This window comes from Tamlana carrageenivorans (assembly GCF_002893765.1).
GTDB classification, from domain to species: domain Bacteria; phylum Bacteroidota; class Bacteroidia; order Flavobacteriales; family Flavobacteriaceae; genus Pseudotamlana; species Pseudotamlana carrageenivorans.
In genome coordinates this window covers 3,170,253-3,182,180 of the sequence record NZ_CP025938.1, presented here as the reverse complement: position 1 = coordinate 3,182,180, position 11,928 = coordinate 3,170,253, and the positions used below count along the sequence as shown (strand labels likewise).

Annotated in this window: 16 protein-coding genes; 8 read left to right on the top strand and 8 right to left on the bottom strand. The window is 37.0% G+C overall.

Going from position 1 to position 11,928, the window contains the following annotated elements; translation table 11 throughout:
• Positions 1-39 precede the first annotated feature (39 nt).
• The 8 genes from C1A40_RS13960 to C1A40_RS13925 all read right to left on the bottom strand — a co-directional run bounded on the left by C1A40_RS13960 (position 40) and on the right by C1A40_RS13925 (position 5,445).
• Positions 40-606, bottom strand: a complete 567-nt coding sequence (locus C1A40_RS13960) for a hypothetical protein (RefSeq protein ID WP_158651372.1) — start codon at positions 604-606, stop codon at positions 40-42.
• 89 nt (positions 607-695) lie between these two features.
• Entirely contained in the window at positions 696-1,112 is a 417-nt protein-coding gene (locus C1A40_RS13955; RefSeq protein WP_102996431.1) for a hypothetical protein, read from the bottom strand.
• Positions 1,113-1,114: 2 nt separating this feature from the next.
• Positions 1,115-2,287 (bottom strand): DUF2586 family protein, encoded by a 1,173-nt coding sequence (locus C1A40_RS13950; protein WP_102996430.1) that lies wholly within the window; start codon positions 2,285-2,287, stop codon positions 1,115-1,117.
• A 3-nt stretch (positions 2,288-2,290) separates the two neighbouring features.
• A complete protein-coding gene (locus C1A40_RS13945; protein ID WP_102996429.1) occupies positions 2,291-2,779 on the bottom strand; it encodes a hypothetical protein in 489 nt (162 codons plus the stop codon).
• Positions 2,769-3,218 (bottom strand): N-acetylmuramoyl-L-alanine amidase, encoded by a 450-nt coding sequence (locus C1A40_RS13940; protein WP_102996428.1) that lies wholly within the window; start codon positions 3,216-3,218, stop codon positions 2,769-2,771. The genes C1A40_RS13945 and C1A40_RS13940 overlap by 11 nt, the downstream gene beginning before the upstream one ends.
• 13 nt (positions 3,219-3,231) lie before the next feature.
• The gene (locus C1A40_RS13935; RefSeq protein WP_102996427.1) at positions 3,232-3,585 is read right to left on the bottom strand and encodes a hypothetical protein; all 354 of its coding nucleotides are present in this window, start codon (positions 3,583-3,585) and stop codon (positions 3,232-3,234) included.
• A gap of 4 nt (positions 3,586-3,589) precedes the next feature.
• Positions 3,590-4,438, bottom strand: a complete 849-nt coding sequence (locus tag C1A40_RS13930; RefSeq protein ID WP_102996426.1) for a hypothetical protein — start codon at positions 4,436-4,438, stop codon at positions 3,590-3,592.
• 26 nt (positions 4,439-4,464) lie between these two features.
• Positions 4,465-5,445, bottom strand: coding sequence for an HK97 family phage prohead protease (locus C1A40_RS13925; protein ID WP_102996425.1), 981 nt, complete (start codon positions 5,443-5,445; stop codon positions 4,465-4,467).
• A 166-nt stretch (positions 5,446-5,611) separates the two neighbouring features.
• Here C1A40_RS13925 and C1A40_RS13920 point away from each other — a divergent pair, with 166 nt between their 5' ends.
• Genes C1A40_RS13920 through C1A40_RS13885 form a run of 8 tightly spaced genes read left to right on the top strand, consistent with a single transcriptional unit; the run spans position 5,612 to position 11,881 of the window.
• On the top strand, positions 5,612-5,896 hold the full coding sequence (locus C1A40_RS13920) for an oxidase (RefSeq protein ID WP_102996424.1): 285 nt from the start codon (positions 5,612-5,614) through the stop codon (positions 5,894-5,896).
• Positions 5,897-5,901: 5 nt separating this feature from the next.
• A complete protein-coding gene (locus tag C1A40_RS13915; RefSeq protein WP_241910425.1) occupies positions 5,902-6,378 on the top strand; it encodes a terminase gpP N-terminus-related DNA-binding protein in 477 nt (158 codons plus the stop codon).
• Complete coding sequence (locus C1A40_RS13910) at positions 6,371-7,924, top strand: hypothetical protein (RefSeq protein ID WP_102996423.1); 1,554 nt, start codon at positions 6,371-6,373, stop codon at positions 7,922-7,924. The genes C1A40_RS13915 and C1A40_RS13910 overlap by 8 nt, the downstream gene beginning before the upstream one ends.
• The gene (locus C1A40_RS13905) at positions 7,921-8,400 is read left to right on the top strand and encodes a hypothetical protein (RefSeq protein ID WP_102996422.1); all 480 of its coding nucleotides are present in this window, start codon (positions 7,921-7,923) and stop codon (positions 8,398-8,400) included. Before C1A40_RS13910 ends, C1A40_RS13905 begins: the two co-directional genes overlap by 4 nt.
• Before the next feature lie 3 nt (positions 8,401-8,403).
• Complete coding sequence (locus tag C1A40_RS13900) at positions 8,404-8,838, top strand: phage protein Gp36 family protein (protein ID WP_102996421.1); 435 nt, start codon at positions 8,404-8,406, stop codon at positions 8,836-8,838.
• The gene (locus C1A40_RS13895) at positions 8,838-9,335 is read left to right on the top strand and encodes a phage morphogenesis protein (protein ID WP_102996420.1); all 498 of its coding nucleotides are present in this window, start codon (positions 8,838-8,840) and stop codon (positions 9,333-9,335) included. The genes C1A40_RS13900 and C1A40_RS13895 overlap by 1 nt, the downstream gene beginning before the upstream one ends.
• A gap of 3 nt (positions 9,336-9,338) precedes the next feature.
• Positions 9,339-10,559: a phage portal protein family protein gene (locus C1A40_RS13890; RefSeq protein ID WP_102996419.1), complete on the top strand. Its 1,221-nt coding sequence runs from the start codon at positions 9,339-9,341 to the stop codon at positions 10,557-10,559.
• Positions 10,560-10,609: 50 nt separating this feature from the next.
• On the top strand, positions 10,610-11,881 hold the full coding sequence (locus C1A40_RS13885) for a phage minor head protein (protein WP_102996418.1): 1,272 nt from the start codon (positions 10,610-10,612) through the stop codon (positions 11,879-11,881).
• Positions 11,882-11,928 lie beyond the last annotated feature (47 nt).

The window sequence follows — 11,928 nt, the reverse complement described above, 5'->3', positions numbered from 1 at the left end:
ACCCTTTAACTAATTCATGTGCCGATGCATCATCAGGGTCTATGATGGCATCGGTAAGCGCTTTTTTAGGATCGCTACCTTTTGGTTTTGTAGCTCCTCAATAGCTTGAAATAACGGAAAGCGTATTTTCGCATCACCCCTATTATTAAAAGCCTGGTCTTTTTCTACACAAACAATTTCAAATAGTTTTTCTTGTGTAACAAAAGGTTTCCCACTAGGGTTCTTTTTTTCGGCCAGTTTTAAATCGTCCCGCGTTATTTTTCTAACCACGCAACTGTGTTCGCCTATGTCAATTTTATATTTACCATCTTTTAATGGAGTTACCTCGGCATCGTCATAATTAAAAAAGTCTATTAGGATTTTTCGAGCAGGCATGAAATAATCATCTACTTTTTTGATGTCTTCATCTCCAGCTACAAAAAGAGCGTCTAACATGGCTTCACCAAAATCAATATCGGTTCCACGTTGCATTGCAGAAAATGCCCGTTTATAATCGACCATATTTGGCTCGCGTAAATAGGCTATTTTATCACCTACAGGCAACTCATACATGTCGCCATATTGATTTTCTAATGTTTCTAATTGTTCGTTCGTTACTTTACTCATTGCTTCTGTTTTTGCAAATGCCACTATAGTTAATAACAGCATCATTAGGGTTAAAAATTTAGTTTTCATTTATATAATTTAGGTTAAGATTATTGCTGACGTTTTACGTCTAAAAAAATGATTGGCAATTCTACCAACATATTTTTATCGCCTTGTTTCATGCCTTTTTTAACTTCGGTAAGTTCTACACTTTTACAAATGTCGGTTACCATTTGCCCGCCATCCTCAGGAGCATAAGACACTACAATTTCAAAATTGAGTTTTAAAACGTCTTTATCTGGAGCGTCTCTGGTCATGGCCTCCAGTTCACTTTGCCAAAGGATTATTTTACCTTCATAATCGTAATTACCTCTAAGCACTTTATGAGGTTTACAGCCACGGCCGTAAAGCTTATCTTTTTCACGTTTCTCGGTATATTCAATTTCAGTAATACCTTCAATGATTCTACCACCAAATACTACTGATATATCGCACCAGCCATATTCTGAACTGTTAAATGTTGCCATAATTAATTATTAATTTGAGTTGTGAAGCCTATATTAACTTCAATAAATTTTGCATAACCTACTGGCTGTAATTGAATACCAACTACCAGTTTATCATTTTCTAGCACGTTTTGATTTTCATCGATAAACACAGCTACATTTGATAATTTCCCTTCAGCTACCATAAGTCCTTCTAATTGTGCCGACACTTTATTTTGCCAAGCTTTAATAATTGCTGGATGTATAGCACCTGCAGCTGTTATTGGCACTTCGTCAGAGAGTTCATCAACTAAAGCATCATAGGCAATTAATAGCGCTTCATCCATTACAAAACCACGAGCTAAAGCACTAAAATCATCAGATACATCAGTAAGGGTTCTGTCATCCGTAAGGTAATATCCCGAACGGCCTGCAAAGGTTCTCATAAAGGTGTAACCTTTGTCATGAATGGTGTCCCACGCATCAGCTAAAGATTCAACCGCTTCGCCATTAGTAAAATAGGCTGCTAAAGGTTCTATTGGACCATCCTTTACACGTGCGCCACTGCGTTGGGTAGGTATTGAGGCGTATCGACCTAATTCTAATCCTACAGAAGCTTCAGCACTAGCATCGGTATTAGCAATAAGTATATGCCCTTTATTGTGGGATACGGTTTGGTAGTCGAACAAATTAGCTGGTACACCATCAAATTTATTTCCTGATAGAATAAAACGAAATGGCATGTATTTAGCTTCAAAGTATTCGGCTAAAGCCTGACCTTTTACCGCTGCTAGTTTTACATCATCATCCAAACCTTCTGTAACGGTTTCTGATCCTGTAGATTTTCTAATAATGCCTAGTACTCGAATAGCTCCTTTGGCATCATTAATTAGTTTTTTAGCTAAATCTTCATTAACATCGGCCATTTCTTCCATGGTTGTTGCATCAGAGACTAACATGATCCATAGCGGCGTACCCGTTGCAGCTTCATTGTAAAAGGCTGCAATATGCTTGTGTGCAAAATCATTTACTCCAGTAGCTTCAATGCCTAAAGTTTCAGCATCCTTTAAACTAAAAATTTGATATGATTCGCCAATAGTTACTTTGGTAGCTACAGTATTACCAGTTATAACTAAACCTGGTATTTTTTCAACGGCATCCGCTAGCCTATTTAGACCTTCGGAAGCTATATTGAATGTAATTTTTGGTAAGCCCATTTCTTATATGAGTTTTAAAGTTTTTAGTAATACGCCAACACCTAAGCCTATAGCAAAGGCACTTAAAGCGTAAAGTATTGTTTGAAATATGGAGACACCTTTTGTACGCACCTCCAAATTGTTTAAATCGTTTTCTATACGATTAAGTTCTTTTAAGTAATACTGTTTAATTTTTGCTGCAATGGCTAACGAATCGCATTTGGCGGTTACTACAATAGTGTCTGTATTAACCTTTAGTTTTACAGTAGCATTTCCGTTTTTTTGCGTAAAAACTTGTGGCTTTTTAAAACCCTTTAAACAGTCTTTAAAAGGTAGTTTTAAGCTGGTTTGCGATGCTGGCGCAAAAAATACTGTATCTCTAAAAGTGATTTCACTTTTTAAAATACGCTCCTTTTGTATCGTATTCTTTTCAACAACCTGCCGAGTGTTACGGCAGGAAGTTGCAAAAGAAAAAGCAAGCAAGAGAATGAAAAACAATTTACTACAAGTCATGGTATTCGGTTTTCGCATCAAAACAAGGACAGGCTTTCATAAATTCTGAAGGCTCGATAACACCATTGCCATTTAAATCTTTTGAAAAATCTCTGTGGCCTGAAATGATTGCTTTTGGATATTTTTTCTTTAACCTGGTTAATAGTTTAATTAAAGCTATTTTTTGGGCGGTGGTTCTAGTATCATCAGGTTTAGCATTTTCATCTAAACCACCAACGTAAACCACGCCAATACTATCATGGTTATGCCCTTTTACATGAGCGCCTCTTATTCCTTCTGGACGGCCATTTTCAATGCTGCCATTTAGCTTAACCACATAGTGATACCCTATACCAGACCAACCATTATGTTTATGCCAGCGATTAATATCGGTAGCCGATACGTCTTGAGACGCCTTAGTCGCGGTAGCGTGTATAACTATGTGGTTTATAGCTCTCATTTGATTGGGGTTTTTATTCTGGGTTACTTAATGTTTCAATACGATCCTCAAATGCTTTTACAGCAGTTGAACGTGGTTCATCCTTAGCTTGTTCCTCTTCGAGGTAAGCTTCTAAAACAGTAACATCGGTAATGTCTTTAATAGCTTCGGTTAAGTCTTTTACACTTAACTTTAATAGGTCACTACCTTCGCTTTTTTCAGAACGTTTGTAAGGTGTAATGCCTTTTTTCTCTAGTGTGGTGCTGTGGTTTAAGGCGTCTTTTGAACGTTCAAACAAATAACCATCTGAGGTGCCAAACAATTCGTTTACTTTAGTGTTGCGCTCAAAGTAATTTTGAGCGCGTTCTTTTTGTGTTAACTTTTTCATAGTCTTAGATAATTGCTCCTAAGTATTTAGGGTTGTTAGCTCTAATTTTTCCTACTAAAGCACGCTGAGCAAACGATAAGGTATCGGCTTGCAAACCAGAGTCTCTTAAGTTCTCATACATTTCAAGGTCTCCAAAACATCTAAAAGCCTCTTCGGTTACCCATGTAAATGAACAACGAACATCTCCAGCTTCTACCGTTGCTCCGAATGGTTTCTTTGTTCCTGTCGAATCAAATAGTGGGTTTTGGCTGTAGCTATAAATTTTAAACCCAAACAAATCAGCTCCTTTTTCCGATTTTATTTCCTTGTAAAGCTTATAATCTTCTTTACGAATTTTTGCCATGTGTTTTGGGTCTAAACAAATATTTAAAACCCCATCAATGTCATGTTCTCCATAAAAAGCTTCTAGATCAATAACCGCATCAATAAAACTATCTTGAGCACCAAGCTGAATAATTTTATTGTTAGCGTCATCGGTACTTGGTGTCCATGCATACGAGGCACGCTTACCAATGTTTTTTGCTAACGAGTTTTTGTGACGTTTCATCACAGACATACGCTTGTTATATTGCAGTTCAATTTCTTGCAAATCTCTATGACGTGTTTGATCTGTTGAGTAGGTTTTTAACACCACTTCATTAGGTATATCGTCAATGCTTGCCACTGGTAGTGGGTTTTCGTTGCCCGAGAAATAATCCTCATGCACATCTGGTTCAATACCCGCTTCAGCTAAGTGAAGTTTGTTGTTTTCAACATATTCACTCATATCTACACTTGCGTAAACAAATGAGTGATCTGGAATTGGGTTTTCTTGAATACCAGCAACCCATACTTCTTTTTGTAATCCGGCCATTATAATTGGTTTTTAAAATTCAATAATTAGTTTGCTACATAGCGTTTACCATTAGCGTATTCCTTTGCTAATTGGGCATATTTTTCTGGCGATTCCTCACGTATTTTTGCCAGTTTAACTACATCATGTTTTTGTAAATAGTCAAAACACTCAGTGTTGTCTAGCTCAGGTTTTTTACCTGATCCACTAGCCAAGGACACTTCTTTAATTTTTTGCTGCGTACCGTCTTGAACAGTTTCAGCTTCTTTATCAGAAATGATTTTGGTCAAAACCGCCTTTTGCCCATCAAAATCACTTTCAAAAGCTGATATTTGTGAAGCCTTTAAAGCTTCAGGAAGCAACCCTAATGCAACCGCTTTATCTACTAAATCTTTAGCATCTTTGCTTCTTAAATCTTTAAGAGCTTGTTCGTGCTCAAGCGCTTTGTTTTCGGCCTTTTCTTTAGCCAGTTTTAAAGCGTTAACTTCCTGTAACACTTCAACATCTGTAGCACTATCCTTTAAAGACAAAGCCAGTGCAATGGTTTTTAAACTCATATCATTTATTTTAGATTCGATTTTTTTCAATACAATGGGAGCGCCATTTCTGGAAAGTTTTAAAGCCCCGTCATTTCCGCCTATATCTACAATAGATATTTCCACTAATTTGCACTTAATAACAGTTTCATGAGTTTGCCCTGGTAAGGCTAAAGCAGCATCGGTTGAGGCTTCAATAACATCGGCATATAAAGACGCCATACGTATAAAACCACCTTCCACTTTTTTAGCTACTTTTTTTGCAAATTCTTCGCTTTCATCAAACTCTATTTCAGCAATAAGCTTTTTATCTTCTACATAAAGCTTTACTACTTTACCTATTACAGCCTGAGGATTACTATGTAAAGCACGCTCATGACCAAACAACACAATAGGATTACGCATATATTGCGCTGTATCAATACCACTAGTTAAAATGCGATAACCGTACTCATTAACTTCTTCTGTATTTACAATAAACTTGTGTGTCATTTAAGGGGTAATTTGTTCCTGATTTGAGAGCAAATTTGAAGCAAAAAAAAGCCTTAAAAAAATGTTTTATCTACCGTTGAAACACTTTAAACAAACATTGTAAAAACCTGTACAACAACCGATTAAATAATTTAAAAGCGTATTTACTTAAACTAATTTTGTCCGTATGACGGACATACTTATAGACACAAATAATGAGCTTATTATTGAAAATGGCGACTTTGTTATAGGCCTTTCCGATGAGCAACACCAGAAACACATAATCATTGCAAATAAGGGGGAATATAAAGAGTCTCCAGAGGTGGGTGTAGGCATTCAACAAATGCTAAATAATGATGAATTTACCGCTTCATTAATTGAAATTAAAAAGCAACTGGAGTATGATGGTATGACTGTAAACAATGTAAGTTATAACCCAGATGGTAAATTATTTATAGACGGACAATACTAATTAAAATGGCAAAACGAGGTAGAATGACCGCTGTTGAGCGCGATTATAAAATGAGTCAAGGCAGACAGCTTTATGTAAAAGGATTTTCATTACCCAATATTTCTGAAATTATTGGTGTTGGCGAAAAAACATTACGCGACTGGCGCGATAGCGATAATTGGGAGGAAGAAAAAGAACTGGCTGCCTTGAAACCTTCAAACATTAGAAGGCTTACTCTAAAGTGCGCTCTCGCCATTGAAAAAGGCGAAGCATTACCTTATAAAGCCGACGATATTTCAAAAATTGTAGCAGCATTTGACCGTATTACAGATAGCCGAAAAAAAGCGGTGTACACTATGGAAAGCTTAGATGGGTTCTGTGAATTTCAAACCGAACTGGCCGCCAAAAGTAAAGGTGCTAAACGTGATGATATCTTAGATAGCTTAAAAGCTGTACGCGTGCAATTTGATAAATACATAACGCAATTGTTACAACATGACTAAAACCGAACTCAAAGAAGCTAAGGAGCGTTATTTTAGGTTATCAAAACACATACAAACCTTAACTGCGTCCAACCTTATTAAAGAAACCACAGAGGAACAAGAACAGCGTATTAAACACCTTTTAAAACCTGAAAACTATGTGGAATTCTTTGATTTCTATTTTGGTATTAACTCAGGACAAGACTTTGCCGATGCGCCTAGTTCTTGGTTTCATCAAAAGAGTTATGAGTCTGTTTTTGCCAACCCTTTAATTAATCAACAACGGCGGTTTTACCGTGGTGCAGCTAAATCTATTCACACCAACGTAGGCAACACATCACACCTTAAGGAAAATAAAGAATTAAATTTTGGGGTGCTGCTTGGACGTACTGAAGATATGGCCAAAAAGCTACTTTCTAATTTACAGGTGCAGCTAGCCAATAATGAAAAATACATTAAAGATTTTGGTCCACAAATAAGCTATGGAAATTGGTCTGACGGTGTTTTTGAATGTGCAGACGGCACCTATTTCAAGGCCCTTGGTTTAAACCAACCTATTCGTGGTTTGAACCACAATGGTAGGAGGCCAGACTTTGTTTCTTTGGATGATTTGGAAGATAGAAAAGCCGCTAAAAACATAGAGCTTACCAAAGAGAATGTAAGGAAGCTTACAGGCGATTTAGGCAAGGCAGGACAACGCGGACGCTTTAGACGTGTAATGCCTAACAACCTTATTGTTAAAAATGGTATTGTTGAAGGCTACGCCCAAAAATACGCCAAGTCTGATAATTTTGAAATTATCACAATAAACCTGTGTGACGATGATTTTAACCCTTCGTGGCATGAGCGTTACACCAAAGAAGAATGTATTGAAATTGTTAATAATGATGATTGGCACACAAGCCAGCGTGAAGACTTTAATAACCCTGTTGAAGAAGGTAAACGCATAAAAGAAGAATGGATTAAGTTTAAAAGTACCCACGGCAATAAAATACACAATGGTCTTATTGAATTTTGGGATTTAAGTTACACCGACGATGGCGATTTTAAAGCTGGAGGCCTTCTATCTATTGAAAAAGGACGCGCCCATGTACTTGAAATTTTTAATCGCCAATGTACAAGACCAGAGGCCATGAATATGCATTACGAATGGCAAAAAAAGTACAACGCCAAAGGCATGAGTATCATTTCTTATTATGATGCTACGGCAGCACAAAAAGCAGTATATGAACCCGATTGGCTTATTGCTTGCGAAGAAAACAATGCTATGGATATACCGTTTCCCGATCATGCTTCGGGCGATAAACACGACCGTATTGATGCTACACTTACGGGTGCATTTTCAAGAGGCTTAATAACTTTTGATGATCGCTTACGAGATACTAAAGATATGGACGATGCTCTTAACCACATTTTAGCTTTTGAAAAAGGTTGCAAAACCCCTGACGATATACTTGATGTACTTGAAAATTGTGTGCGTAAGGGACGCTTACTTTTTGGCTATTCGCAAGTAGAGGAAAAACCAAGTGCGCTTATTGGTAAACGCACTAAAAAACGACGCTTATGACACCTAGAAAAGAAATTTTCATAAAAGTAAAGGAGGCTTTAAACAGCATTCCGCAAATTGAATTGGTCGATTTCTTTCGTGGACAATTTAGTAATGGTAAAGAACATTACCCCAATTGTTACACCGCAGCACTTATACGCATTAATAATATTGCCTATGACACGATGACCCAAAGTAACCAGGAAGGCGAAACCTCTATTGATGTGATTCTATATTGCAAAGATGGCTGGATGGACCAACATAACCAAACAGCCGATCCCGATCATGGTTTTATGGAAATTGATTTGCAAGATGCCATTGTTGAAGCCTTACAGTTTTTAAAAGGCGAGCAGTTTAAACCCTTACAACAAACCGAAGACGATACTGAAGATATTAATCATGAAGGTATTATGAGTTTTAAAAGTTCATTTACCACACGAGTGTATCGAAAAATAAAACCCAAATACACAAAAAGAAGTATAAGCTTAACCTCTTAACCTATGGCATTTTTAATAAAAGACGAACTAAAAACAGTAGCTACCATCGAGCTCATTAACCTCATTACCCAAAGTGATGAAACTATTGTTACCGAAATAATTGAGGAAAGTATTGAAATTTTTAAATCCTATTTGTTTAAATATTTTGATACCGAGGCCATTTTTACAGCTTCTGGAACAGACCGTTCTAAAGTAGTGTTAAAATACCTAAAAGATGTTGTAATACACGAGTTATACATAAGGCGCAGCAAGCAAATGAATGATGTAGCTAAAATGCGTTTTGACGAAGCTATGTTATGGTTAGAAAAAGTTTCAAAAGGCAACATTTCACCCGATTTACCAGAAAAACAGGTGGACACCGATGGAGACGGGCAACCCGACAGTAGCGTACCATTTATGAAAGTAGGAAGCCGAAAAACATATAAGAATCATTTCTAATGGATAAAAGTTTAAAAGAACTTCAAAAGCTTTTAAATAAAGCCATGCGCGACATTCCTGATAAAGTACCTAAAATTATTGAGGTAGAAGGTTTGGCCTTTATAAAAAAGAATTTTAGGGACCAGGGGTTTAATACCGGTAGTAGAGTTGTTAAATGGGAAGCACGAAAAACTGTTGATAGTAACCGACGTGATATAACCCGCTACAGAACCAACAGACGCGGACGTAGAGGATCACTAAATAAATATGGAAGACAAATTGAAGGGCGTGCCCTTTTGGTAGGTCATAAAACAGGGGGCAATAAGTTAATTAATTCCTTCCGTGCACGGCGAACCAAGCATATCGTAAGGTTTTACACTTATAAATCTTATGCCGAGTTTCATAACGAAGGTGCTGGCCATTTACCAGCAAGACCATTTATGAAGCCTTCACGCTACCTAAACAATAAAATAGCAAACAAATTAACCAGAACCCTGGATAACCGATTTAACCGATAAACTATGAAGCAAAACATTACCGATAGCGTTACGCACATTTCAGGAAATGCCGTTAAAAAAGTAAGCCTTAGTAATAAAGACAGCAAGAATATAAAAAAAGTAACCAACTTAATGGTTGATGTAATTAGGCGTCAACGTAGGCTATGGCGTAAAGAAATTAACGATTGGCAACAAGGACGTTTTGCGCGTTACAATGCCGATATACCGCGCACTTGGTATTTACAAGAAGTGTTTGATGATGTAATGCTTGACGGACACCTAACTGGTATTACAGAAAACCGAACCTTGAGAACTACTAATAAAAAATACATCTTTTCAATAGACGGTAAAAAAGACGATAAACTGAGTGATTTTATCGAAGATAAAGAATGGTTTGAATTGTTACTTACCGAAGCACATAACTCTGTCTATTACGAATATTCCTTAATCTGGATTAAAGAATATATAAAAGGCGAAATACAAGAAGTAGAATTGATTCCACGAGGGTTAGTAGTTCCAGAACATAAGGTATTGCTTTATGATTTATCGGCCACTAAAGGCATTGATTTTAGTGAAATAAAAGACCTGTTATTATACGCCAAATTTTACCCTGGACTAGGGCTTTTAGAAAAGGCAGCACCTTACGCCATTTTAAAACGACATTCCTGGGGAAGTTGGGACGAGTTTGAAGAATTGTTTGGTGTGCCTATTAGAATTGCCAAAATAGCCTCGCAATCTGAAACAGTTAAAAATGAAGTAGCGGGCTGGCTTGAAGAAATGGGTTCGGCGCCCTACGGTGTGTTTCCTATTGGTACAGAAATAGACATTAAAGAAAACAGCAAAGGCGACGCATTTAACGTCTTTTACAAGAAAATTGAAGCCTTAGATAAAGAGCTTTCTAAAATGGTTTTACACCAAACCATGACTACCGAAAACGGAAGTAGCCAAGCTCAAGGCAATGTGCACGAAGCCACTTTAAAAGAAGTAGTATATGCCGATGAAAAGAAAATGCTGTCCTTCTTAAATACTCGGTTGGTTCCTGCCATGCGCTTACTAGGTTACAACATTCCTGAAAATGCTAAAATTACGATTGAACAAACAAAAAATCCATCCGAACAAATTACCATCGATGGCGAATTTATGCGTAATGGTTATGTGCTGAAACAGCAATATATTGAAGAAGTATATGGCATAGAAATAGAACGCATGCCCTCTGAAAACACACCTGCAGAGGGAAAGGCCTAAGCCTACTTAAACTACATTATAAAACACATTGTTGCACACCTCAAAAACAAGTGCTGCAACTAAATAAAGATAAACGTTTAAGTAGGCTTATTGAAAACTACATACAAGAGCTGTTTAATGAGCGTCAAGTATCCGAAGCCATGCAACAAAAGCTTTGGCAGTTTTATTACAACAAGCTAGCCAAAGGCATTGATAAAGGCTATGGCCAGAACCTGGAAACCTTCAACCCACAGCTAGCCCTTAAACTAAAATATAATGTAGCCGAGTTTTCTGCGTTTAAAGCCACCAGTTTTAAAAAGGAACTGGAAAGTCGATTAACTAAAAACGGACGCATTGTGCCCTGGAGCAGCTTTAAAAAAGAAGCAGCTCGGGTTTCAGGCTTGTACAATGTAAATTACTTACAAACCGAGTATCATCAAACCATTGCTACAGCTAATATGGCAGGCAAATGGGAAGATTTTCAAAAAAATAAAGACCTATACCCTAACCTTCGATATGAGGCCGTAGATGATGAGCGTACGCGTACTAAACATAGAGCTTTAGATGGTTTTGTAGCACCTATAGATCATCCGATATGGAAAACCTTATATCCACCAATCGATTGGGGTTGCCGTTGCGACGTAGTACAAACTGATGAACCAGTTAGTAAGGATTTACCCGAAATAAACATTAAGGAAACCTTTAAAAACAATGCTGCCCAAAGTGGTGAAATTTTTAGTGATATTCCTTATCAAAAAGGTTTAGATAAAGCAAGTGCAGATAAAGCAAGTATTATGGCACTTAGGTATATGATTGAGTATGGAGATGAAGCTTCAAAAAGACATGCAGAACAGCTTATACTAAGCTTACCCAGAAAAAAACAATATACTGAAATTTACAACCATAAGAAAGGCCTTGTATTAGAACATCTATTGGTTAACAAAAAAGCTGATGATTATACCGAAATTTTAGAAAGTGCCAAATTATTAGCGCATAGTAATAAGGTGGTAGAAATGTTGCCTGAAGTAAAAGGTAAATCGGTTTTAAAATACAGAAATACTGTTTTCCATAAGTATGATTTATCTACTAATCCTGATTTAAGAGTTGCCGGTGTTTATATGGATGTTAAACGCCCACAAGCCATAAAGAACATTTTACGAAATGCCAATAAAGCTAGTGATAACCAAAACTGTGTGGCCATTATTTATTTAGCCGATAGCATAAATATTAACACAAAGATTTTAAACAATAGGGTTAACGATATTTTTGAAAGCCCTAATTATAAGTATGACGTGGTGTATTTTGTTATTAAAGGCAAGCTTTTTAAATTCAATAGGCCTTAACTGCGTGAACAATTAAGGCCTAAGGGTCACCACCACGGATGGTGGAA

What these genes read in the sequence shown, in the direction of transcription:
- C1A40_RS13940 (WP_102996428.1), bottom strand. Translation starts at nt 3,218, where the DNA reads ATGAGAGCTATAAACCACATAGTTATACACGCTACCGCGACTAAGGCG.
- C1A40_RS13955 (WP_102996431.1), bottom strand. Translation starts at nt 1,112, where the DNA reads ATGGCAACATTTAACAGTTCAGAATATGGCTGGTGCGATATATCAGTA.
- C1A40_RS13905 (WP_102996422.1), top strand. Translation starts at nt 7,921, where the DNA reads ATGACACCTAGAAAAGAAATTTTCATAAAAGTAAAGGAGGCTTTAAAC.
- C1A40_RS13925 (WP_102996425.1), bottom strand. Translation starts at nt 5,445, where the DNA reads ATGACACACAAGTTTATTGTAAATACAGAAGAAGTTAATGAGTACGGT.
- C1A40_RS13960 (WP_158651372.1), bottom strand. Translation starts at nt 606, where the DNA reads ATGAGTAAAGTAACGAACGAACAATTAGAAACATTAGAAAATCAATAT.
- C1A40_RS13935 (WP_102996427.1), bottom strand. Translation starts at nt 3,585, where the DNA reads ATGAAAAAGTTAACACAAAAAGAACGCGCTCAAAATTACTTTGAGCGC.
- C1A40_RS13945 (WP_102996429.1), bottom strand. Translation starts at nt 2,779, where the DNA reads ATGACTTGTAGTAAATTGTTTTTCATTCTCTTGCTTGCTTTTTCTTTT.
- C1A40_RS13930 (WP_102996426.1), bottom strand. Translation starts at nt 4,438, where the DNA reads ATGGCCGGATTACAAAAAGAAGTATGGGTTGCTGGTATTCAAGAAAAC.
- C1A40_RS13915 (WP_241910425.1), top strand. Translation starts at nt 5,902, where the DNA reads ATGGCAAAACGAGGTAGAATGACCGCTGTTGAGCGCGATTATAAAATG.
- C1A40_RS13920 (WP_102996424.1), top strand. Translation starts at nt 5,612, where the DNA reads ATGACGGACATACTTATAGACACAAATAATGAGCTTATTATTGAAAAT.
- C1A40_RS13890 (WP_102996419.1), top strand. Translation starts at nt 9,339, where the DNA reads ATGAAGCAAAACATTACCGATAGCGTTACGCACATTTCAGGAAATGCC.
- C1A40_RS13900 (WP_102996421.1), top strand. Translation starts at nt 8,404, where the DNA reads ATGGCATTTTTAATAAAAGACGAACTAAAAACAGTAGCTACCATCGAG.
- C1A40_RS13910 (WP_102996423.1), top strand. Translation starts at nt 6,371, where the DNA reads ATGACTAAAACCGAACTCAAAGAAGCTAAGGAGCGTTATTTTAGGTTA.
- C1A40_RS13950 (WP_102996430.1), bottom strand. Translation starts at nt 2,287, where the DNA reads ATGGGCTTACCAAAAATTACATTCAATATAGCTTCCGAAGGTCTAAAT.
- C1A40_RS13895 (WP_102996420.1), top strand. Translation starts at nt 8,838, where the DNA reads ATGGATAAAAGTTTAAAAGAACTTCAAAAGCTTTTAAATAAAGCCATG.